Here is a 22,770-nt window from a genome sequence, read left to right on the forward strand (position 1 = left end):
GCCGAAATACTTCGTTGTATGTCAAGGCGGCTCAGAAGCCGTCTTGTTGAACGCTCCCCTCCAGCACTGGAACTTGAAGGCCTTCGATCTCCTGAAGGGCCTTACCTGCTATGCCCTGCAAGTCGCCGTACATTCCGACGGTGGACTCGATGACACCATGGATTTGCGCTTCGCGCTTTGCCCACAGGCGCATCATTGACTTACGCTCTCTGTCAAGGTCGGCCTGCATATCCGAAAACTTCTCGACGATGGCTTCAACGCGATGCTTGAACTTCGGGCCGGTGAGATACTGGTAGACGAGCTGCATCTTCGTCTCCTGCCCTTCCTGAGCGTGCCTCACGCAGGAGATTTCGATTAGCGATTGGCGAAGCGCGACGGCAAGCGGGATAGTGAATTGAACATCTGTGGTCCAGATGCCGTCGATCGGTCCGAAGGTCTCGATCTCCTTCGGAAGCGCACTGGAAACAAGGATGGCTATCTCGGCGCCGCAAGCGCGCTGGTCAGCGCGCAATTTCGCGAGCCAGGCGTCCGTCCAGTTCTTTGTTCTCTTGGTTTCCCAGAGGATCGATCCGCAGGCTTGTCCAAGTGGTCCATGCACACGCTGAACTACATCGCCGCCGAATTCTCCCTTGCAGACCGGCTCGATAGTGTCCCACGGGAAGTGTGATCGAAGCGTTGATTCAAGTTGGAGCTCTAGGACTTCGCCCTGCAATTGTTGCGACCCTTGCTCTGCCTTACGCTTCAGATCATCGATCTGGCGTTGCATCGACGCAATTTGCTGCTCCTTCTCCGCCACCTTGAGCTTTAGGCCCTCTTCAGCTTCCGTCTTTGCCTTCAGCCGGACGTCGTTAACTGACTCCTGGACTCGCTTTTCAACCGTGAGATCGAGTTCGCGCTTCGCGTCATCCAGCTCACGCTGCTTGCGCAGTAATTCCGTTTGCGCCTTTTGCGCTTCTTGCAGCTTCGCGTTCCGCTGCTCCAGTAGAGCCTGGAGGTCGGCGACTTCTCTGGATCTCGATTCGAGATCGGCTGCCGCGGCCGACTGAGCTCTCTTCGCCTCTTCAGCGGCTATGGCGGCCCGCGCCGCTTTCAGCCTCTCCGCAACCTGGTCCTCAATCGACCGCCTGGCTTCCTCAATCTGCTCCAGCTCAGTTCGCAAGGCGGCCTCGCGCTTGGCAACGTCAGCCTCTTTGCGAGAAAGTTTCGCTTCATATTCTTCGCGTGTCGCCCTGATGAGCGGAGCCGCGAGCGACTCCGTCAGCTTGATCTCGGTCGAGCAAGACGGACAGGTTATTGTTGGTTCGCTCATAATCGCCCCTATGAAATTCAGTCAGCCATCATGGGTATAGAAACTATATGGATATAGTTATGATGTCAATCGTAGCTGTGTATAGGGGCATTCCATCAGGACGCGCGTCGTGGGGTGCGTGACTCCGTCCCGTGCATCTTGGCCCATTGCCGCTTGCCGCGCGATGAAATCAGTCGGAGCCGGCCGGAAGCGGCGCTTCCGCCAGACCAGTTCAGGTTGCGTTGTGTGCTTCGGGGTCTAAGGTGATCCAGCGATTGAGGCATGCCGCCGCCATTCGTTGTCTTCATCTGCTTCCGTAGAATGCCCGGACGGTGGCTGGGCCGCCAGCTCCGGGGCATGCTCCGCGATCAGCGCCTTGGTCAGTTGCTCCCCGCGCCTGCTGAGGCGCTCGATCCACGCTTCGCTCATCGCCGAGAAGTCCGTGGGATAGGCGTAGGCTTCCTCCCTCGTGACCAAGCCGGGCGGTCGGTGCTTGAGCCTGTTGTCATCCTGCCCGAGGTACGGGAGAATGACGGTGCGCAATTTGCCCGCGCCGCGCAGCTCGAACAGCCGCTTCATCGCCGCGTTCTGCGCCCGGTCGTGGATGCAGGCGATGGCGCTCTTCAGACGCGCGATCATGAACTGGCTCGGCGGGTCGTGGCGCAGCCCGTATCCCGCCCGGCAACAGATGATCGTGTCAACCGGCTCCACATTGAGGCTGATGGACGGATCGCGGTCCGGCCAGAGCGGCGCGAGCCCGAGATTATCGTAGACGCCGCCGTCGGTGAGATTGACACGCTCGGAGCGCCTTGTGCCGTCGCGCTTGTCGAAGGGCAGCTCCTCATCGAGCGCCGGCAGGAACATCGGATAGGCCGCCGAGGCGGTCACCGCATGCGCGAGCGTGATATCCGGGCGTGCCAGCCGGCCAAGCCGCCAAGACCCTGACTCGTTGGGAGTGAAGTAAAACGCCGAGCCCGTGCGCAGCTCGGCTGCGTTGGCGATCAGGAGCGGCCTGCGGCCTTGCAGGTCGCGCAGGCGTTTTCCTTTGAACAGCTCGTCGTCCATCGCCTTGCGCAATATCGTCGTGCGGCTCGCAAAGCGGCGGAACGGCAGGTGCCAGGTTTCCATCTGCCAGCGGGGCCGCATCCCGGCGGGCAAGAGAAGCGAGCCGAGCCAAAGCAGCCATGTGAACGCAATGAAAAGCAGGTTCGCGCTTCCGACAAACATTCCGCAAAGAAGCGCCTTCAAACCTTCCTCTGTCAGGAATGCTGTCCGGAGTGCGGGGCCTGCGAGCCCGCGCGCAAGCGCCGCGCGCACGCGCGTCTCGAAAGCGGGGAAAGGCTCGTCGTTCGCCGCATACAGCGCGCCGATGACGCTGCCGCCCGAGACGGTCGATAGGATCTGCACCCGTTCAAGGATGCCGAGATCGTTGAGGGCGCGCAGGCACCCGAGATGAAAGGCCATGGCGCGCGCGCCGCCGCCGGACAGGGCAAGGCCGATCTTCGGTTCCGTCATCTGCATCCCTGCCCCCTCACGCCGCGCGCCGCTGCGGCAACCGTTCTGCCTGCTGGTCGGCGAAGATCACCGCCAGTTCGCGCTCCGCGGCGATCATCATCAGCGCCGGCATGGAATCCATCCCCATCAGCGCGGCAAGCCAGTCGATCTGCTGGCCGTCGACGGCGCTCGGCCTTGCCGATGAGCGCGGCGGATGCGAATGCCATTCGCCGACATAGCGCACCTGGCCAGCCGTGCGCTTGCGCACGCTGTCCATAAGCTCCTCGACGCCGCCGACGCCACGCACGAAGCTGCCCGGCTGCTCGTCGCTGTCCGGCGGCGCAGCGGAGGCATCGACCAGGTGAATGCGCTTTGCGGGAATATCGACGAGCCCGAAGAGAACGCCGCCGGTCTCGGACGGAACACGGGTCTCGCGCATGGCGCGGACGCGCCGCACAAGGCCCTCATCGAGGGCGATTTCCCATGCGCCCGCCCGGAAGCGCGTGACCGGTTCGGGCGTCATCGTCTCTATCCTGACCCCGCCGTCGGGCGCGAGAGTCCAGACGCGGATCGCCGCCGATTGACCGTCGATGGCGGCGGTCAGACCGGAAGCTGTCAGGCCGCTCAGGATTGCGGCCTGCGACTGCGGAATCCGGTTGGTAATGGCGCGGCACGCGCCGGTGTAGGCGATGGTTTCAGCCTGCCTGCCGAGATGATCGGCAAGACGCTCTGTTCGCAGCACAAGGCCGAGATATTGAGCTTCAAGGTCGCGCAAGGTAAGGGCGCGGTCCGCAGGTTCTGCGAGCAGCACCGCCGCGTCGCCTGCCGGATTGAAGAACACGCTCGCCCGCCGGCCCGGCGTCGCATGGTCCGAGATGTGCCGCGCGGCGACCACGGAGGCCGTCGCGTCAATGATCAGGTCCGCGCCGCGAAGCGCGCTTTCAATAGCAGCGCCCTCGTCTCCTTCCGCGAAGAGATTGGCCGGGATCGCGCTCGCGCGCGGCGGCCCGGCAAGAGTGAGGTTGATGTGATCGGCCAAGATTGTCGCCTTGGGGCGGGTCACCGCGTCTCCCCGCGCGATGTGACGCGCAAGATTGTGCGGCAGGAGCCGGTCGTCATCGATCACCGTCCAGCGACACCGACCTTCGCGCGCAAGCGCATCGGCAACGTGCGAGCCGATGGCGCCCGCGCCGGCCAGAACCGCGTTCCTCTCGTCGGGTGCGCTGCGGCCCGTGAGCCGCGCCGCGAAGTCAGCCTCGAACGCGAGATGCACTTCGGCAGTCTGTACCTCGATGGCCGCGATAGCCGCTTCGTCTGGGGTCGTCGCCCCGATCATCTTCACGTAGCCGACAGCCCCGAGTCCTTGCGACGGCTGCGCGAAGCCAAGCGCCACGGCGATGTCGCCCGCGCTGCGCGCGGTGACGAAGGCGCGGTGATCCAGCCCGTCCTGCTGCACGCCGCGCGGCGAGACGACCGGCATTTCCACGCTCACGGCAAAGCGGCCATGGAGACGCCATGCTGCGGAAGGTCCTTCGGCAATCCAGGAGCCAAGCCGCGTCCTGAGATCATCGAATAGATTGATTCCGCGCTCGCCGAGCATCGCCGCAAGGCTGGCAAGACTATGAGGCGCAAACTTTAGGCGCTTCATGTACTCGGGCGGCACCTTGTAGGTGACGATGCAGAACGGCTCGGCGGTGGACGGAAGTTTGCCCGGGTCCGCTTTTCGGACGCGAAGGATCGCGCCGTCGCCCGGATCATGCTCGGCGATAAGGTCCTGCGCGGGACCGGCGTCCAGCACCGACCGTGCAATGAAGAAACTGAGAGGGCTGCCCATCAGCACCGGGTCGAGCGGCTGGCGGGCGTCGTGCAGTTCGCCGCGCCCCGCCCGCCGAAACCACGACACGATGCGCTCGATCAGTTCTGCCGGCGTCCACGTCAGCCGCGCCTCGGCCCACGGCCGGTCGTCGATGCAGATCGTGACCGGGTAGCCCTCGGGCACAAGCTGCTGGTGTTCCGTATCGGGGAAGTCATCGCGCAGCATCGTGACCAGAGGCTGCGCGTTCGCGCGCGCGAACAGGATGCCGACGCGCTCGGTGGAACGGATCGGGTAGACGGGGCGCTGCGGCACGCCCGTCAAAAGATCGAGAACAACGAGCTCCTGATCCCTTCGTCGGCGGCCTTCAACAAAAACGCCCACCGGCGCCCCGTAGCGGCGCATGAATTCTGCGACCGCCCCGGCCTCCGCGATGCGGAAACCCGAGCTGTCAATGGTCTCACTGAAGGTGGCCAGCCAGTTTTCGATGGTCATTATCCGGCCCGCGGCGTGCTCGCTGCGGCGTAGGTGCTGACCATCGGCGCCGCGATGATCATCGCGATCCCGAAGGCCGTGATCTCGTAGCCAAACGGCGCGGGCCTTGCCTTCGACGGATACTCCATCGTGACCGTGAACTGGCCGCCGATGTTGCTCGTTACGCGGCGATGGTGATTGGCGGCCTGCCGGTGAGGCGGCTGCACGTCATCATCTTCCTTCGATCCCGTCGCCGGGATCGGCCAGCTCGGCGATACGATGATGCCGCCGCTCCGTCCCTGCGTTTCGAACAGCCACTTCACTTCGGGGACGGCCTTCGTTTCGTCCGGTCCGCGGCCGGGACCGAGCGAGAGATAGGAGCAATGGTGCGGGAGCTTCATCAAATCCCAGAGCAGCCGGTCGTCGTTGCCCTTCCCGCGGGTCACCTGCACGATCGTCGAAATGCTCCCGTAGTCGACATCCGAGCCGAGGATCGCGTAGGTGTCGTTGCCGCCCTCGCGGAATGTCACCTGCATGACGATGGAATCCTGGTTGCGATCGATCACTGTCTGCTCGTCCTGCCGCCAGCCGAACGGGCTGTGGACGAAGAATTCGGCCTGTGCCGGGCCTTCCTTGGTGTAGCTCGGCACGAGCTTGCCGGCGTTGACGATCAGATGCTTGCGGCTTTCGAAGTCGATGCCGAGTTTCTCGAAGCACTCCTTGAGCCGTTCGGGACGGGAAAACACCAGGACGCCCTTGCCTTGCTTCAGCCGGTGAATGGCCTCCGCGCGCACCAGCCGCGCGTCGCCGTCGAGCCCTTCCTCGCAGATTGCCGCGGCAGGCACCCAAAGCTCGGTGATCCGCACGCGGTCGTCGTCCTGGTAGACCTTGGCATGCTCAAGCCAGAAGAATTCGGCGAAGCCGCAGCAGTGGTCGTCGTCGAGATGGGTGATGCAGACGGCGTCGAAGTGATTGCGCCGCGCCTTTGCGAGATCGCGCCGCAACTCCTCGGGGAGATCGCAGCGAAGGTCGTCGACGTCATCGGCGCAGCGCATGTTCGCGTAATCGACCAGCACCTTGCGCCCGTCTGCGAGGTCGAGGCGGAGCGTGTCGGCATTGCCGAGAGGGAAAAAGTGAACTTTCGCAAGCATTTAAATAACTCCTTGTTCGGGCCTGCGGGCCCGTTGTGGCTAAAATTCGCCGTTGACGATTCTCCGTCGATTAGTGTAGAAAGTATACTGATCGTGTTACGCGGTCAATATAGTTTCTATTCGCATCCACAGCCGGGACGAAATGGGCAAAGAAGCAGCCGATCTGCGCTGGGGCGTCGAAAAGCGATTGGAATTCATTGAGTTTCGCCTCCTTTGGGAGGGCGGCATCAATCGTGCTGACATAATGAAAAGGTTTGGGGTTTCGGTACCCCAGGCGTCCAAGGACCTCAGCCTGTATGAGGAGAAGGCTCCTGGAAATCTGCTCTACGACAAAAGCGAAAAGCGGTACTTTGCGGCACCGAAGTTCAGGCCTGTGTTCCTGAAGCCGGAAGCCGACCGCTATCTTGCCCAGCTTCGGTCGATTGCCGATCGGATAGTGCAGCCGGAGGAAAGCTGGTTATCTCATCTGCCGGAGTTCGACGCGATGCCGGTTCCCCATCGGCGCGTCGATGCCAATGTGCTGCGTTCGATTGTTGCTGCGATCCGGCGTAAACGGTCACTGGAAATCCATTATCAGTCGATGAACCCGGCACGATCAAATCCGGAATGGCGATGGATCACACCTCACGCCCTCGCCAACGATGGTCTGCGATGGCATGTGCGCGCGCACTGTCATATCGACAGAAAATTCAAGGATTTCCTTTTATCTCGTTGCCTCGGCGCTGGCATCGATGGCGCTCCCGGTGCTGATGCTGCCGATGACACTTTGTGGAACGACTTCTTCGATGTGATTCTCAAGCCCAATCCGGCGCTTAGCAAGACGCAACAAGAAGTCATCGCTCAGGACTACAATATGATTGATTGCCGCGTTTGCGTTCCGGTGCGCAAAGCTCACCTTTACTATTTCCAAAAGCGACTACGTCTGGACGTTGCGGATGCATTTGACGATCCGCAGGAAGTTCCCATCCTCGTCGCGAACGATGATGCGTTCACTGAAGCCCTGGCCGAAGCGAAAGCATGAAAACCGGCGATCATGCCGCTGCCGTCTTCCTACGTACGTCATCCAAAACGTGAATCAGAACTTTTACATCGGCAGCTGGAAACACGCCGCTGGCGCCTTGATCATCAAGATCGGTGAATGGGCTCTCATAGAGACGGCGTGGGTCCATGACCCCGCGATCCGTTAGATAGTCAACGATCAGATTGACAAATTCAATTTGATTGGCGGAAAGAGTTCTGCCGTCAAGAAATGTCGCAAGAGCCTGCTTCGCCGCCTCACGGTCAAGCCCGACAAGCGACCGGACGAACAGACCAAGTCCGCCCTCCTGACGGATGCGATCAAGATCGGTGGGATCACCGACAGCCTCCTCCAAGAACATGCGCTCAAGCTCGGCAAGGTCTTGTGGCGTCAGCTGCTCATTGCGACGCAGCTTTTGAATGCTGATATGGCTTTTGTGCTGTTCGAGGAAATGCCTGACCTTCATAAGAAACCGTGCTTTGTCCGTGCCGGAGCCGATATTCGGCAGCACGACATCCACGGATGAGCCGATTTCGTCCTCAAAATCTGTATAGACGATTTTGCGTTCACCCGGCTCGATAAGCTTGACCAGCTTGCGCAGGCGTCGGCGCAATATTTCAAGAATCGGCAGATTGATGTCCTGCCAATACTCGTCAGTCTGGACTTCCAGGATCAGCGTCATTTCTGCTGCAACCATCGGTACATTCGACAGCTCTTCAAGCGCTCCTGCGATTCCCATGATCCGGGCTTGGTAATTCACGAACGCGGGATCGGCCCGCAATAGTGCGAGCTGCGAGAGAAGCACCAGATAGTCGAATTGCTTGGCCGCGAGGTCGTCATCGACCAGAGCGCTCGGCAACCCGGCAACTTCGTGCGCCAGCTCATGGCGATCTTCTGCCTTCAGCTTGTCCCAAGCCTCCTTCGCCTGAAATTTTTCGACGAAACGCCGCTTGGGCCTGACGATGAAGTTGTCGATACTCATCGCCGACACTTCGTCAAATAGCTGTGTGGCGACCGACTGCCGGAGCTCCACGAGCGCCCCGCCTCCCTCGTCCTGCGGCTTCTCATCGATTTCGCCGATGAGTTCGACTCTTGCAATGAACAGCTTCTCGCTCAGTGACGCGCCGACCGCACCTTCTGTCAGCTTCGGGTTTTGATTGAAGAATTCGAAGTTCTGGCAGAAATCGAATACAAGGAAGTGTTCCTTGTGCTGTCCCGGACCAAACAGATTCGGACAAAGGCGTGTGCCGCGCCCGATCATCTGCCAGAATTTCGTCTTGGACCGAACGATCTTGAAGAATACGAGATTGACGACCTCCGGCACGTCAATGCCGGTGTCGAGCATGTCGACGGATATGGCGATGTGCGGGGCCTTCGCGGGATTCGAAAAGTCATCTATGAGCGATTGCGCATACTCGGTCTTGAAGTCGATGACTCGCGCGAAATGCCCCTTGAGGTGCGGATAATTCGCATCGAAGCGCTCGGCAATGAACACCGCATGATCATGGCTTTTCGCGAAGATGATCGTCTTCCCGAGCCGGTCGCCCTCTTCGACTTTCAACCCATGGGTCATCACATGCTCAAGCACCTTGTCTACGGTGTCCGCGTTGAAGAGCCATTTGTTAATGGCGGAAGAATCGACTCGGTCGGGTATCTGGCCGTCCTCGCTCCATTCAAGTGCGTCCCAGGCTTCCTTCTCCTCATCCGAAAGGTCGTCGTAGTTGATGCCTTCCCGTTGGAACTTCAGCGGCACCGAAACCGCCTTCGGCGGCACGAGGAATCCGTCCGCAACGGCCTCCTCCAGGTCATAAGAATCCGTAGGGACGCCGCGTTCCAGATTGAAAAGCGAATAGGTATCGCGATCGACCTCATCCTTGGGCGTAGCGGTCAGTCCGACAAGAAAACTGTCGAAATACTCGAAGATCGCGCGATACTTACGATAGACTGAACGATGCGCTTCATCGATTACGATCAGATCGAAATGGCCCGGCCCGAAACGGCGCACACCGTTTTGCAAATCGTCGATTAGCCCGACCATTGTCGGATAAGTCGAAACGTAAACGCGCCCTTCCGTCTGCTTATCGGTAACAAGATTGACGGGAGCGGAATGGGGCAGGTGCGCCTTGAAGGCACCAACCGCCTGATTAACGAGCGCCACGCGGTCGGCAAGAAACAGCGCGCGCTTGACCCAGTTCGCGCGCATCAGCTGATCAATAAGCGCGATGACGGTGCGGGTTTTGCCCGAACCAGTCGCCATGACGAGCAGCGCCCTCCGCTCATTGTCCTGCTCAAACGCCTCGCCGATGCGTCGAATCGCGCGCGTCTGATAGAAGCGCTCGACAATTGTTGAATCCACATCCGTAGCGCTGAGAGATTTCCGGCCTGTCCGGCGCTGATGCAAAAGCATCAGCTCGTCCTTCTTCAGGAAGCCCTGCACCGCGCGGGGCGGATACCCCGCATCGTCCCAAATCCAGTGCTCGTAGCCGTTGCTGTAGAAAATGACGGGCCTGCGTCCGAACTCCTTCTCAAGGCAATCGGCATAGAGCTTCGCCTGCTGCTGCCCCACGCGGGCGTCGCGTTTGGTGCGCTTAGCTTCGACCAATGCCAGCGGTTTGCCGTCATCGCCCCACAGTACGTAATCAACAAAGCCCTCTCCCGCATTGTTCGGCATGCCCTTGGCGGGATACTCCCGGTCGCGCGGTTGATCGAGCGGCCACCCAACCTCATGTAGGAGCAGATCGATGAAGGCGTCCCGCGTCTGCTCTTCGTTGTAGTTGTGAGTATCCGGTGCTGCCTGGTTTGCCTTCTTGACGGCTGCAATCTCGTCTTGAAGCTTTTTGATTTCGGCTTCGAGCTGGCCCCGCGCCTGCTCTGTCTGAAGCCGCGCGGCCTCAGCCTGTTCCTGCGCCTTTGCTTTCTGTTCGAAATTCTGAGCGAGCGTCTGCAGCCGTGCAAGCGTGGTCGCCTCGACCAGAGTGGTCTTGGGCAGAGCGTCTGCCGAAAACTGAAGCCCAGCCTCGGGCTTTGTGCCCTTTGCATAGGTACGAACCAGCCAGTAGCTGAAATGAAAAAGCTCCCGCAGCGTCGTCACAGCGGTCTGCTGCGCCACCGGCCTCGTATCGTGCACCGCCCGGTTTCCGTGATCCTTGATGATCCGCGCTTTGGCGACGAGCGCGTTTCCGGCGACATTGCGAAAGGTCGGCTCGTGAATCAGAGCAGAGAGTGTAGTATCGTATGGCAACTTTAGCGCACGGTCGCGCTCATACATCCATTTGACGGCCGTTTCCAACGCGAGCCGCGCGTAGAAACACGCCGCTCGTGGATCGGACAGTGCTGCGCTTTCGGCCTTCCGTGCGTGATCGAAGACTGGCGCATACTCGGACTGGAGGAAGCCAAACTGGCTCATGCATCGCCCCCATTTCCGAGCTGGCGTTCGAGCGACTGGCGCACCAGTCCGATTACGTAGGGCAGCTCTTTCAAGCTGCTAAGGCGCACCTCAACATCGCCGTTACCCCATCGCCCGAGGCCGGCAACGTCTTTGCACAAGCCTCGCGGATCGCTGATCTCCGGGAATTCCATGTTGAGGGACAAGCGAAGCTGTTTCGCCTGCGGCACGACATCAACGAAATTGGTTTCCGCCTTGTAGGCCACATAAAGTTTGAGAAACTCTTCGCCGATGCATGGATCGAGGGCGAGCACCTCCGTGCGGAAGGCTTCAAACAACTCCCGCATCGCTGGAGTGAGAAGATGCGGATGATCCTCGATGGTGTAACTGGTCGGTGCCCCCACACTTGGCCGGTACGCCGCGAGGATTTCTGCGGAAAGAGCGGGGGCAGGCCAAACGTCAGGCGCAAGCGCTGCAAGTTTCTCGGCACGCTTCTTGATGGCGTCCTCGTTCCAACTTTCCAGCTTTCCGAGCCCTGCATTGACTTTCAGCGGACTATCACGGAAGCCGCCTTCCATGTCCCGCTTCTCCAGGAATGGACGATCGCTGTATTCCGAATTGTACCCGGTCAGCGTAAGGTTGCCGAGCGTATGCAGCCACGTCTGGTGAACGCGCTCCCACTCCGAACCAAGCGCCTTCTTCCAATCGGCTGAAAGCACCTCGTTCTGAGGCATGATGTGCTCGATAGTGTATTCATCGACCGGGACGCGCTCCTTGCGACCGTGATTCTCGAAGCGACGAAGCCAGTAGCTGCGGCTGCGGAAGTGATAGAGGTCACGGGTTTGCAGATCGCGCCGGAACTCGTCATCGCCTGGGAAGCGGCGATACGAGGGAATGGTAAGAAAATGAGCCTGGATGCTCTCCAGATATCGGTCTTTCTTGAGCGCTTTCGTGAATGTGGCGAAAGTCTTGTTCATCGAGTTCGTCGGAATGGCGCAGATTGCGCGACGGAACACGTATGCTTCTACGAGCCGCACCGCATTCACCAGATCTGATTTGGGCAGAAGCGCCCCCGCGTAGTCGTGGTAAAGCTCCAGAAGGAATGGGTAAGCCACATCGACCTTCAGCTCGCGAAGGTCATGGAACGCGAGCTTCAGATCATTGTCGGGCTCTTGCCCAAGGGCCATTGCACAGAAGTACCGCGCAAAATCCCGAATATCCTTGACCAACGCTTCCACGCCCGCCGCCGCCGTTTCGGGCGACCGCGCGTGTTCCTTGAAGGCCTCATAGACTTCATCCAAGCGCGGTATGTCGCCGGTCTTCACCGTTAGGTAATGGCGCATGAAAGCATCGAAATGGGTGTTGTAGGCTTCCTGCCCGAACGCCACTTCCATGGGCCGCCAGAATTGCTCGTACAGCCGGGTCTGAACGCCGGGCTCCAAGCCCATCAGGATGAAATTGCGAATGAGATCGGCCTGGCTCAACTCGCGCCCGGTCGAGTTCATACTCTCGAAGATGAGCTGTGGGTTGTCATGATCGCGGCTCAAGGCGATGTCGACGACCATCAACTTCGCCAGGCCGTTGCAGATAGACTCAAGGTCGACCTTGCGCGCCGCAATCAGTTCCTCGAAGAACTCGAAATTCTGCGTCACGCGAACGGACTGCTCGGCGGGCTGCTCATTGCTCGCAACGAGGGCCGTCAGCGAAGACTTGTCAGTCTGCGAAAGCAGCAGCTTGTAGTGCCGCTCCCCGGTTTCTTCCGGGTTGACGAGATAGTAGTTGCGCAGCTTCCGCGACGAGAAACCGTCCGCCGGTTCCGTATCCCCCAGCGCGTTGGCCAAGGCGGCCAAAAGCAGCGTCACGGTCGTCAGACGCTGCTGACCGTCTATGACCAGCAACGGGGCCTGATGGGAAACCTGGGATAGGCCCGACTCGATGTAGACAATCGAGCCTATAAAATGCACCCGGATCGCATCATTTGTCCCAGCGCGCACGATGTCGTCCCAGAGCTGACGGCATTCCTTCGCGGTCCAGGAATACGTGCGCTGATAGATCGGAATCACGAACTGCGGAGACTTCTTTAGGAACGCCAGAAGATTCGCTTCGGTCGCTTTCATCGGTCACAACTCTCCTCTGAAAGCACGATCTCTTAGACAGGCCAATAATTCATTGGTGCGCGCAGCCCCATTGAGAAGCCGAAGGCGCAGTTCATCTGCCTTTTCAAGTAGAGACGAAATCCTCTCTTGCTCTACAAGGTCTGGTAGCGGTAATTGCAACTCGTCCAGGAAGTATTGAGGGACCCGTCGCTGCCCACCACTCCCGGTCATTTTTCTCTCTCCTAGTATCCTTACATAATCGTGCCTGAGGATGTGCACCAAATATTTAGGATTCAACATCTTGCTGTTGCAGCGCACTACATGAAACTCGGTCGATCCAAACGCATAGTCAGTACTTACGCTTGCTAGCGCGATTTTATTGTTTTCAAAACACGGTGTGATTTTCGCCACTAGAATGTCGTTGCGCATGAACGGAGTAAACCCACTGGACACCTCGCCGTATTTTCTTTGCTCCAAGACCTCCATAGAGCCATCTTCTTTGACTGACGCCATCGGGATAAAATCAACAAGATCATCAACGGCTAGCCGTCCCTTCTGAGGTCCGGGTGGGTTGATTGTGGTAATGGTTCCTAGTGAGGCCAGCTTCACTTGGCTAACTCCTGCAACGAACTAAGGCACACTTGGATTTCCTCATTGATGCACTTAAAGTCTGAAAGCATTTTTGCTGGATCGCCGGGGAGTCTTTCGAGCATCGGCACTTCTACATAGCGATTAAAAGATAGGTCGTAGATTTCAGTCTGGGCGATTGCCTTTTTGGAAACACAAAAGCTCTGAGCGGAGCGAGGGCGCTCTAATTCCTTGCCCAAACGCTCGCCCCAACGCCTGAGAATGTCGGGCAGGTTGTTCCGCTCATGGTCGCTTTCGGAGAGTTCGGAGTTCGGACGAACCCCGAGCTTTTCAGCCTGGAGCAATGGCGTCCGCTTATCGTCAAGTGAGAATCCGTCCGCTTCCATGTCATAAAACCAGACGTTGTCGGTGCCACCGACGCCAGTTTTGGTAAAAATTAGGATTGCGGTCGAGACATTCGAATAAGGGCGGAAAACTCCGGATGACATTTTGATCACAGCCTCCAGCCTGTGCTCCTCCACAAGCATCCTGCGCATCTCTTGGTGAGCTTTCGAAAGGCCAGATGAAACTCCATCCGGAACGATCACCGCAGCTCTGCCACCGGTTTTTAGGAGGCGCAGAAAAAGGGCCAGAAATAGCAGCTCGGTCTTTTTGGTTTTGACAATTTGCTGAAGGTCTTTGGCTGTTGCCTCGTAGTCGAGCGATCCGGCGAAGGGTGGATTTGCGAGGACCAACGAATAAGTGCCTGCATCGGCGGTGTGATCCTGCGCCAGGCTGTCGCGGTAAGTCACATCGGCATTCTCCACGCCATGCAACGTCATGTTCATCGCGCCAATGCGCAGCATGGTCGGATCGAAGTCGTATCCGTGGAACATGCGTTCGTGGAAATGCTTACGCTTCTTCTCATTGCGGAAGAGCGCGGCGTGGTGGTCGCGCAAGTGCTCGCCGGCAGCGACAAGAAACCCGCAGGTCCCGGCAGCCGGATCACAGATCACATCATCGGGCGTCGGCTGAACCAATTCCACCATCAGCTGGATGATATGGCGTGGTGTGCGAAACTGACCGTTCTGTCCGGCGCTCGCGATCTTGCCGAGCATGTACTCATAGACATCGCCCTTAGTATCCCGGTCCTCCATCGGAATCTTGTCGAGCATCTCGACGGCCTTCGCGAGCAATGCGGCATTGCTGAACCCGAGCCTGGCATCACGCATATGACGGCCATAGCTCGATCCCTCCTCACCCAGGGTGCGGAGGAACGGGAAGACGTGTTCATCGACGACCGTCATCATCTCGCGCGACTCGAAATTCTTGAACCGCGACCAGCGCATGTCGGCATACGGCCGCCCCTTTTCGTCATTCCCTTCCGGGAATATCCGACGCTCCATCGGAATGCCGAGCGTTTGGGCTTTGCTTTCTTCGAGTGTATGAAGGTCGTCGAGCCGCTTGATGAACAGCAGATAAGTGATCTGCTCGATCACGGACAGCGGGTTGGATACGCCTCCTGACCAGAAGGCGTTCCAGATTTGATCGACTTGATTGCGAATTTCACCTGTAAGCACTGCTGCGCCCCTTTTACTTGCTGTTCAGCGTTATGTTAAACATTTCGTCTTCTGTGATTTTCATCCTGCTTCGCAGCACATCAATATCTCTCAGTATTTGACTGTATTCGTCAAACTTTTTGAGAAGTGTTGCTTGCGCTTGCTCGTTTGGAATGGGCACCGGCATATCCTTCAGCTCTCCCATAGCCACGTTGGGAATCGTCGTGCCGCCGGCCATGCCGTGGAGGAGCGACTGTGCGAGGGGGGAGCGGAGATAACTCACCAGTGCTCGGGGATCGGTGATTGCGCCGCCTTTGCGAAGACGGACGATGACGAAGGATTGTCCCGGCACAATTGGCACAGTATCGCTTTCGGCGATGGCGCTGTCAGTCACCAGCGCAGCCTTGCCAATCGTGCCCTTGATTGAGAGCAATATGTCGCCCGGCCTAAGCACCGCACTCTCGATCTTTGTGGATGCGGACCTGGGCAACTCGCTCAGTTTGGTGGGCAGGGAAAGGCGACCATTGTCGATGTCGGCCAGAAGAGCCTCCCGAACCTCGAACGTCGATTCCTTTCCAGATTCGCGCGGAAGAGCCTGCGGTCTTCGTATATCGGCGAGATCGAAAAGCCTTACCGTTTTCTGCCGGTTCAGCATCTCACGGGTACGCCGCGTTTCCGCATCGAGTACATAGCGATCTACGGACAGATTGAACCCGGTCTCGGAAATCTGTTCTAGGGAAGCGTCGGCACATAGGGGGTGCTGGCGCTCTTTGCCATCAAGGAGTTCGGGGAGCGCGGAAGCGTCGAGAGCAGAGTCGCTACCATCGATGAACCGTATGCGGCGCTGGCGACCTTTAAGCCGTCCGTCGCCAGAGAAGACTAATGCCGACATTGCGATAGCGGTGCCCGAAAACGTTCCGCGCGGCAGCGATATGACCGCTTCCAGCCCGTGATCATGAAACAGGTCTTGCTTGAACGCGGCATCCTTGCTCGATGTTCGAAACAGCAAACCATTGCCTACAACAACGATATTTCTACCTTTCCCGGCGTGGGCTCCCCAAAGGGCACCGAGGGATTCGCTGCTGATTTGATCTCCGATGGCGGCGCCTGAACGCGATAGTGATGGGCGATCCACCCTTAGGCGCATACCGATTGGCGGAAAGATCAGTGCATGTTCTGCCGCGTCATGGGCGTCGGTCGCTTGAGCGACGGAGTCGATCGTGTTCACTTGAACCTTGATGGAGCGGTCACAGGCTGCGGCAAGGATCGAAATCAGAGGCGCAAGGTCTGCATTCTCGATGTCAAGATCAACGGTCACATCATTCGCCAAGGCCCATGCGGTGCGCATTGCGTAGGAGAATGCGCACCTGACCCTTGATCCTTTCTTGGCATCAAGGACCGCGATCAAAATAGCGGAAGTTTCACTGGCCACGCTTGCATACGGCGCGCAAAGTTCAAGGATCGCGTCAGCAATCTCTCCTACGGGAGAATGCGCGTCGAGCCCGTTCATAACAGCGCGGCGCAAGCTCTCAAGTTCGCTTGAATGATGGTCTGCTAAATTGCTTACGATCGAGTCGCTTAGTTCGGGAGCCAATGTCCGCGCTACCCTCGACGGGTCTTTGAGTATGAACTCGGCTGACGCATCCCTGAATGAAGGCAATCCCTTTAGCTTGGATGCTGGGGTTTGCGACCAGAGTAGCATTAGGGAAAGCACCGTCCCGGCGGTCCGATCCGGTCCGAGTCGGCTATTGCGGAGAGAGGAGGCAAGGTCGAATTTGGTCAAGGTGTTCATTGTCCGATGCTCGCTCTCAAATTCGGTTGTATGCAGTGATGAGGGTACCGTTGTCCGCCACGACGACCACGCCGCCCTTGTCACGCACCTTGAGAAGCAAGCCTCGCTCGCGGTTGATTTCATCTAGGCGCCGGTCAACCTCGCGCCGGTCGAGAATATATTTGTCTAGCTCGCAGCGTCCTTGCGTGAGGACAAGGTCCACCATCGCCTTTTCAATGCCGCGCTGGTTCATCCTCGAGCTGAAGTGCTTGCTGTGTCTCATCCTGCCCTCCAATCATCACGAGACATAGTTAGCCGCCGCAAACTTAAAAGTCAATCATTGATTATTATGCCATTTTGAAATTTTTACTTTCTCGAAAGCACCGATTCCAAAGCAATGGGGTTCTTGCTACCGAAGCCCATCCAATTTGCGACAAAACCTGCCTCAGGCCAGAAGGGTCGAAGCGGACAATGGCGGATTTCTGCAGTTCTCGGGGGAGCGCCTCGCTTGTGGCAAAAACGGGCCCCGAACGGCCGTTTCTTTCCGTAAGCTTCCGCTAAGTCATTGATTTAAAATGGTGAGCGATACAAGGCATCGGCGGGCGCTTGAGTTGTTCAACACGAGCGGTCCTTTTCTTGCGCTGCGGGCGGAGAGGGAGGAGATCCCGGGGTTGGTGGGGTTTGGAAGACACACCTGTCGTTGAGCAATTGTTATTTTTTCAGTGCTGAATGCAGATCTTCTTTCATAAGGTCAAATGTTCGTTTCTGCTGCAATCAGAAGTATGGGCCGCAATATGGGCCACCAAACAGCGAAGCGAATTGCGTACTGATCAATAAGAACTTTTTGGCCTGTATGGCGGAGAGAGTGGGATTCGAACCCACGGTACGGTTTCCCGCACACACGCTTTCCAAGCGTGCGCCTTAAGCCACTCGGCCATCTCTCCGGAGGCCCTCTCTTGAAGGGGCAGGACACATTTTGCAAGGGACCGCGGACACGCGCGCTGAAATTTCCCCAATTGTCTGAATTTATTGGATAATTTGTCCCTGATGTCGGCCGGGGCAACCGCGTGGCGCTGGGCCTTGAACCGGAATCAGGTTATCGCCGACGACCATGGGGCAACCATGGGCGGAGAATGGCATGATGATCGCGCGGGCACTTTCATTCGCCACCCTGACAGCGGCGCTGGTTACAGGCGCCGCGGCCCCCGCCATGGCGCAATCCTGCACCCGTCAGGGCGTCGATGTGAGTTGCGACGACGGAAGGCGCGGCATCCTTTCGGGGGAAGCGATCATCTGGGCCGACGGCACGCGATCGAACCTGGCCTCGCCGCATCCGAGTGTCATCATCGGTAACAAATCGTCCGTCATCGTCGGAAAAGGCGTGTTCGTCGGCAAGGGCAACGGCGTGGCGCCGATGGAGAATCCGAGCGATCCGCGCCGGGCACGCTGCCCGGTGCTGGATGGCGTTTCCTATTGCTACTGAGAGCAGGCTTTGGATTTTTGACGCGTTTTCTTGACGCGAACCGGCGGCCACTTCGCTTGAAAACGCTTTAATGATGATACCGCGCGCCATTGTTGATGGAGCGTAGCGGCCAGCGGGTCGGCGCATCAGCCAAGACGGGTCCCAAAGGGCCTCTATCGAGCTGGCTTTCCTGCAGCGCGTCGATGAAATCGGCAAACCATTGCTGGATCGTGCCGCCGCGCAGCTTCTCCATCATCGCCTCCCAGCGCATCCGCCGCTCGGTCACCGGCATCGAGAGCGCCGTTGAGATAGTGCGGGCCATGCCGTCGATATCGTGCGGGTTCACCAGCAAGGCGGTGTCGAGTTGGTTGGCGGCGCCGGCGAATTTCGATAGCACCAGCACGCCGGGGTCGGCGGGATTCTGGGCGGCGACATATTCCTTGGCGACCAGATTCATGCCGTCCTGCAGCGGCGTCACCACGCCGACCTGCGCGGTGCGGTAAAGCCCCGCGAGCACAGCCTGGCCGAAGCCCTTGTTGAGATAGCGGATCGGCGTCCAGTCGACTTCGCCGTGGACACCGTTGACGTCGCTGACGAGCTTGGCGACATCGCTCTGCAGATTGCCATAGGCTTCGATCGCGCCGCGCGACGGGGTGGCGATCTGCAGCAGCGAAACGGTGCGCAACAGCTGAGGATGCAGCGTCCACATCCGGTCGAACGCCTTGATGCGGTTGATCAGCCCCTTGGAATAATCCAGCCGGTCGACGCCGATCGCGAGCTTCTCGCCATTCAGGCTGCGCCGCAGCCGCGACACGTCGGGATGCGTCATCGCCTTGGCGGCCTGCTGGGCGAATTTCTGCGGATCGATGCCGATCGGAAATACCGCGGCGCGCGTCCGGCCATAGCGCGAGACGACAACGCCGTCACGCACGGCGAGCCCGAGATCTGACTGCGCGTAAGCCAGGAAATTCTCGCAATCCTCCTCGGTCTGGAAGCCGATGAGATCATAGGCCAGCATCGCCTCGATCAGATCGCGATGATGCGGCACGCCTGATATCACCGAGCGCGTCGGCCACGGTGTGTGCAGGAAGAAACCGATCGGCTGTGTCACGCCGAGATCGCGCAGCTCGGCGCCGAGCGCGAGAAAATGATAGTCCTGAACCCAGAACGCGGAGTCCGGCTTTTTGAAGCGCAGCAACGCGCGCGCCATGAAGGCGTTCACTTCGCGATAGCTGACGTAATCCTCCTGGGAGGCGCGAATCAGATCGGCGCGGGAATGCAGCGCCGGCCACAGCGCCGAATTCGCAAAGCCTTCGTAATAGCCCCCGTAATGCGCCGCCGGCAGATCGAGCATGGCAAGCGCGCCCGCGCCCAATGCTTCAATTTCGGCGAAAGGTTCCTTCTGGTTCCCGTCACGGACGCGACCGCTGGAACCTACCCAAATCGCCCCGGATTTCTCGACAACGGGCAATAAAGCCGCCGCGAGGCCTCCGGTCATGGGTTCATTGGGTTTTCCGCGCGCAACGCGGTTCGAGACGACGACGAGGTTCACAGGTCCCCTCCTGTTGCTGCACCCGCGAATTAACAACCATTCATCAATATGGTTCCTGGCCAACGTTTCAACGAATTGAAACCAAATTCGGGCTGGCTCGGACGGAACTCACCTGAACTCACGAAAAAGAAAATTTTCCGCGAGATGGTGGTGATGCGTCAGGGAACTGTGTTCTAAAACCGGCGCGATTTGTAAAAATCGTGCGCCGATCATGGCCGCGCCGCGTCTCTTTCGTCATCGAGCAGATGCGCAAGAAACTCCCTCACATCACTCGGCGAATCGAAATGTCCCTGCACGCCTTTCGCGCGGCGGCCGACCGAGAATGCGAGACCATCGTAATCAGGCATAATGCCAAACACGGTTTCGTCGGTGACGTCATCGCCGATGAAGAGCGGACGTCGGCCCTTGAACGGCTCGCGCGTCATCAGCTCGCGCACGCCGGTCGCCTTGGTGAAACCGGAATGCTTGATCTCGCAGACGCATTTGCCCGGCAGCACTTCGATCGGCGCGTTCGGCAAATCGGCCCTGATCAGCGACACCGCGGCATAGATCGCCTTCTCCGCATGCGGCGCCAGGCGATAATGCAGCGCCAGTGAATAGCCCTTGTCCTCGAGAAGAATTCCCGGGCTGAGCTTGGCAATCGCCGCAAGCCGGCGCTTCAATTCCCTGTCCAACGGCGGCGCATGGGCGTCGACCGATTCGTTGTCGGGATCGATGCGCATTTCCGCGCCATGGCCGCCGACGGCCGGGAATTGCTCCGGCGCGAAGATCAGGTCGATATCGTTGAGCGAGCGGCCGCTGACGAGTGCCAGCGCGCCGTTGGTGCGGGCCAGCAGCCGGTTAAGCGTCTTCGACAGCCCCGGCGGGACCCAGACCTCGCGCGGCGTCGGCATCAACTCGAGCAGCGTGCCGTCGACGTCGAGCAGGATAGCGGTTTCGCTCAAATGCGGCACCAGCGAGCGCGGCACCGGAACGGTTTCCGGCGCACCTTCCTCCTCGCCAACGATCTCATCTTCCAATGGCATTTCCAACAGATCCTCGTTCATCTCATCTTACTCCACAAAGGCTAGCGGTCGTGCGACAGTTTCGAGCGACTTGCGCTCGGCGGCGACGGCGTAGCGCCACGCCACGGCTGCCGCCACGATCATCAGCGCCGACCCCAACAGGTAGCCGGCGAAAACACTCGTGCGCGACCCCGTATCGATCAACACACCAAACAAAGCGGGCCCAATTACGCCGCCAATTCCGGTGCCGATCGCATAAAACAGCGCGATCGCCAGCGCGCGCACCTCCAGCGGGAACGTCTCGCTGACGGTGAGATACGCCGCACTCGCCGCGGGCGAGGCAAAGAAGAAGATCACCATCCAGGCGATCGTCTGCGTCTGCGCGGTCAGGGCTCCGATCGAGAACAGATAGCCCGACAGCGCCAGCAGTACGCCCGACACGCCATAGGTCAGCGTGATCATCTTGCGGCGGCCCACCGTGTCGAACAGCCGGCCCAGCAGCAGCGGGCCGAGAAAATTACCCGCCGCGAACGGGAGAATGTACCAGCCGACGTGATTGGCCGGGATGTTGAAGAAATCGGTCAGGATCAGCGCGAAGGTGAAGAAGATCGCGTTGTAGAAGAACGCCTGCGCCGCCATCAGCACCAGGCCAACCAGCGAACGCTGGCGATAGACCGTCAGCAGCGTGTGCGCGACTTCGCGCAGCGGCGTGTGGCTGCGCATCCGCAATCTGACCTTCGGCAGGACGCCCTTCGTCTCATCCCGCACGTGCCCCGCCGACTTCTCGATTGCGTCCACGATCGCGTGTGCCTCATCGGGACGGCCATGGATCATCAGCCAGCGCGGGCTTTCCGGAATCCACATCCGCATCACGAACACGACGAGGCCAAGGACAGCGCCGGTCATATAGGCGAGCCGCCAACCCATATCAGGCCCGAACCACGCCGGATCGAGCAGCACGATCGCGCAGACCGCGCCGAGCGCCGCCCCGAGCCAGAAGCTGCCGTTGATGACGAGATCGGTCCAGCCGCGATAGCGCGCCGGCACCAGTTCCTGGATCGTCGAGTTGATCGCGGTGTATTCGCCGCCGATACCCGCACCGGTCAGGAATCTAAAGAGCGCATAACTTCCCACGCTCCATGAGAACGCGGTTGCCGCGGTCGCCGTGAGATAGACCGCGAGCGTGATGAAGAACAGTTTCTTGCGGCCGATCCGGTCAGTCAGCCAGCCGAAGCCAAGCGCACCGAGTACGGCGCCGGCGAGATAGGCGCTATTGGCCAGTCCGACATCGAAATTCGAGAACCGAAGCGTCGGGCTTTCCTTCAACGCACCGGACAAGGCGCCGGCGAGCGTGACTTCCAGCCCATCCAGAATCCAGGTGATCCCGAGCGCCAGCACGACGCGGGTATGAAATCCGCTCCAGCGCAAATCATCGAGCCGCGCCGGAATCGAAGTTTCGATGACGCGATCATTGTCCTGCCGCACGGCTGCGGAGGCGGAATCATTCGCTGCCGAACGTTTCCCTGTCAGCTGCACACCCATGGGAATTGAACCAATGAAAAAACACCCGGAACGCCCCAGCCCCAAGCTTCTTTGGCCCGAATTAAGGCAGACATGATGTCCGCCATGGGACCACAACGTCCGCGCGGTGTCATGGTTCCCGCATTGCGGCATAGGAACCGTGCGGATTTGGGCACCGCGTTTCCTTCGCGTCATTGCGAGCCAACGGGTCGGACGGAGGATAGTGCGCCTCCACTCGATCCTGTCGTCGTCATGCGCGGGCAGCCACCACCATTTGTCGTCCCGGCCTTGAGCTCAGATGTGCAATTGCGCATCTGAGCTCAAGGCCGGGACCACGGCGGTGTTTGTGGGTTGCACCTTCATCCAAACGCAGTTTCGCGATCTCGCGACGCATTGCGCCCGAGCTTTGCCAGAAATCCTTGCCCTCGAAATATGAGGGCGCAGGGAAGACCGGGTGCGCGCTGCACCCGCGGTCTCGCGTGCGGTTTGCACAAAACAAAATGCACACGAGCATACAGGGCAGCGGTGAACACCCGGCCTTCCCTGCGCAATGGCTTTACGGCTTATGCCGTGATCTCCCCGGAGACGAGTTCTTGGTTGACTCCGTCACTGCCG

General features: G+C 59.3%; 15 protein-coding genes and 1 tRNA gene. 2 read left to right on the plus strand and 14 right to left on the minus strand.

The features are described 5' to 3' along the window. Positions 1–31 precede the first annotated feature (31 nt). From JQ558_RS21705 to JQ558_RS21720, 4 genes are all read right to left on the minus strand, one after another. The gene (locus JQ558_RS21705; RefSeq protein ID WP_212294971.1) at positions 32–1,309 is read right to left on the minus strand and encodes a DUF2130 domain-containing protein; all 1,278 of its coding nucleotides are present in this window, start codon (positions 1,307–1,309) and stop codon (positions 32–34) included. A 237-nt stretch (positions 1,310–1,546) separates the two neighbouring features. After that, on the minus strand, positions 1,547–2,809 hold the full coding sequence (locus JQ558_RS21710) for a patatin-like phospholipase family protein (protein WP_212294973.1): 1,263 nt from the start codon (positions 2,807–2,809) through the stop codon (positions 1,547–1,549). A gap of 10 nt (positions 2,810–2,819) precedes the next feature. Continuing rightward, a complete protein-coding gene (locus JQ558_RS21715; protein ID WP_212294975.1) occupies positions 2,820–5,090 on the minus strand; it encodes a ThiF family adenylyltransferase in 2,271 nt (756 codons plus the stop codon). Continuing rightward, the gene (locus JQ558_RS21720; RefSeq protein WP_212294977.1) at positions 5,090–6,220 is read right to left on the minus strand and encodes an MBL fold metallo-hydrolase; all 1,131 of its coding nucleotides are present in this window, start codon (positions 6,218–6,220) and stop codon (positions 5,090–5,092) included. The genes JQ558_RS21715 and JQ558_RS21720 overlap by 1 nt, the downstream gene beginning before the upstream one ends. 142 nt (positions 6,221–6,362) lie before the next feature. On the opposite strand from JQ558_RS21720, the gene JQ558_RS21725 reads away from it, so the two are divergent. After that, positions 6,363–7,241 carry a WYL domain-containing protein gene (locus tag JQ558_RS21725; protein WP_212294979.1) on the plus strand — a complete coding sequence of 293 codons (879 nt, stop codon included), beginning with the start codon at positions 6,363–6,365 and terminating at the stop codon, positions 7,239–7,241. Positions 7,242–7,251: 10 nt separating this feature from the next. Here the strand turns inward: JQ558_RS21725 and JQ558_RS21730 are convergent, their stop codons facing one another. The 7 genes from JQ558_RS21730 to JQ558_RS21760 form a co-directional block, all read right to left on the minus strand. Further along, positions 7,252–10,644, minus strand: a complete 3,393-nt coding sequence (locus JQ558_RS21730; protein WP_212294981.1) for a DEAD/DEAH box helicase family protein — start codon at positions 10,642–10,644, stop codon at positions 7,252–7,254. Beyond that, positions 10,641–12,740, minus strand: a complete 2,100-nt coding sequence (locus JQ558_RS21735; protein ID WP_212294983.1) for a DUF262 domain-containing protein — start codon at positions 12,738–12,740, stop codon at positions 10,641–10,643. Before JQ558_RS21735 ends, JQ558_RS21730 begins: the two co-directional genes overlap by 4 nt. A 3-nt stretch (positions 12,741–12,743) precedes the next feature. Beyond that, on the minus strand, positions 12,744–13,328 hold the full coding sequence (locus JQ558_RS21740; protein WP_212294985.1) for a restriction endonuclease subunit S: 585 nt from the start codon (positions 13,326–13,328) through the stop codon (positions 12,744–12,746). After that, the gene (locus JQ558_RS21745) at positions 13,325–14,866 is read right to left on the minus strand and encodes a class I SAM-dependent DNA methyltransferase (RefSeq protein WP_212294987.1); all 1,542 of its coding nucleotides are present in this window, start codon (positions 14,864–14,866) and stop codon (positions 13,325–13,327) included. The genes JQ558_RS21740 and JQ558_RS21745 overlap by 4 nt, the downstream gene beginning before the upstream one ends. A gap of 13 nt (positions 14,867–14,879) precedes the next feature. Then, a complete protein-coding gene (locus JQ558_RS21750; RefSeq protein WP_212294989.1) occupies positions 14,880–16,637 on the minus strand; it encodes an N-6 DNA methylase in 1,758 nt (585 codons plus the stop codon). Between the two features lie 16 nt (positions 16,638–16,653). Continuing rightward, on the minus strand, positions 16,654–16,899 hold the full coding sequence (locus tag JQ558_RS21755; protein WP_212294990.1) for a hypothetical protein: 246 nt from the start codon (positions 16,897–16,899) through the stop codon (positions 16,654–16,656). A 571-nt stretch (positions 16,900–17,470) separates the two neighbouring features. Continuing rightward, a tRNA-Ser gene (locus JQ558_RS21760) sits at positions 17,471–17,560 on the minus strand. Between the two features lie 266 nt (positions 17,561–17,826). Between JQ558_RS21760 and JQ558_RS21765 the strand changes: the two genes are divergently transcribed. Continuing rightward, positions 17,827–18,099 (plus strand): hypothetical protein, encoded by a 273-nt coding sequence (locus tag JQ558_RS21765; protein ID WP_249142579.1) that lies wholly within the window; start codon positions 17,827–17,829, stop codon positions 18,097–18,099. Between the two features lie 67 nt (positions 18,100–18,166). Here JQ558_RS21765 and JQ558_RS21770 read toward each other — a convergent pair whose 3' ends face one another. The 3 genes from JQ558_RS21770 to JQ558_RS21780 all read right to left on the minus strand — a co-directional run bounded on the left by JQ558_RS21770 (position 18,167) and on the right by JQ558_RS21780 (position 22,176). Next, a complete protein-coding gene (locus tag JQ558_RS21770; protein WP_212294994.1) occupies positions 18,167–19,630 on the minus strand; it encodes a trehalose-6-phosphate synthase in 1,464 nt (487 codons plus the stop codon). 209 nt (positions 19,631–19,839) lie between these two features. Beyond that, positions 19,840–20,676, minus strand: coding sequence for a trehalose-phosphatase (gene otsB, locus JQ558_RS21775; RefSeq protein WP_212294996.1), 837 nt, complete (start codon positions 20,674–20,676; stop codon positions 19,840–19,842). A gap of 6 nt (positions 20,677–20,682) precedes the next feature. Continuing rightward, entirely contained in the window at positions 20,683–22,176 is a 1,494-nt protein-coding gene (locus JQ558_RS21780) for an MFS transporter (RefSeq protein WP_212294998.1), read from the minus strand. Between the last annotated feature and the right edge of the window lie 594 nt (positions 22,177–22,770).

This window comes from Bradyrhizobium sp. AUGA SZCCT0160 (assembly GCF_018130105.1).
GTDB lineage: Bacteria > Pseudomonadota > Alphaproteobacteria > Rhizobiales > Xanthobacteraceae > Bradyrhizobium.

Excerpts from the sequence above, each read along its gene's own strand:
- JQ558_RS21735 (WP_212294983.1), bottom strand. The coding sequence starts at position 12,740 with ATGAAAGCGACCGAAGCGAATCTTCTGGCGTTCCTAAAGAAGTCTCCG.
- JQ558_RS21720 (WP_212294977.1), bottom strand. The coding sequence starts at position 6,220 with ATGCTTGCGAAAGTTCACTTTTTCCCTCTCGGCAATGCCGACACGCTC.
- otsB (WP_212294996.1), bottom strand. The coding sequence starts at position 20,676 with ATGAACGAGGATCTGTTGGAAATGCCATTGGAAGATGAGATCGTTGGC.
- JQ558_RS21715 (WP_212294975.1), bottom strand. The coding sequence starts at position 5,090 with ATGACCATCGAAAACTGGCTGGCCACCTTCAGTGAGACCATTGACAGC.
- JQ558_RS21750 (WP_212294989.1), bottom strand. The coding sequence starts at position 16,637 with ATGAACACCTTGACCAAATTCGACCTTGCCTCCTCTCTCCGCAATAGC.
- JQ558_RS21730 (WP_212294981.1), bottom strand. The coding sequence starts at position 10,644 with ATGAGCCAGTTTGGCTTCCTCCAGTCCGAGTATGCGCCAGTCTTCGAT.
- JQ558_RS21725 (WP_212294979.1), top strand. The coding sequence starts at position 6,363 with ATGGGCAAAGAAGCAGCCGATCTGCGCTGGGGCGTCGAAAAGCGATTG.
- JQ558_RS21705 (WP_212294971.1), bottom strand. The coding sequence starts at position 1,309 with ATGAGCGAACCAACAATAACCTGTCCGTCTTGCTCGACCGAGATCAAG.
- JQ558_RS21765 (WP_249142579.1), top strand. The coding sequence starts at position 17,827 with ATGGCGCAATCCTGCACCCGTCAGGGCGTCGATGTGAGTTGCGACGAC.
- JQ558_RS21780 (WP_212294998.1), bottom strand. The coding sequence starts at position 22,176 with ATGGGTGTGCAGCTGACAGGGAAACGTTCGGCAGCGAATGATTCCGCC.
- JQ558_RS21755 (WP_212294990.1), bottom strand. The coding sequence starts at position 16,899 with ATGAGACACAGCAAGCACTTCAGCTCGAGGATGAACCAGCGCGGCATT.
- JQ558_RS21710 (WP_212294973.1), bottom strand. The coding sequence starts at position 2,809 with ATGCAGATGACGGAACCGAAGATCGGCCTTGCCCTGTCCGGCGGCGGC.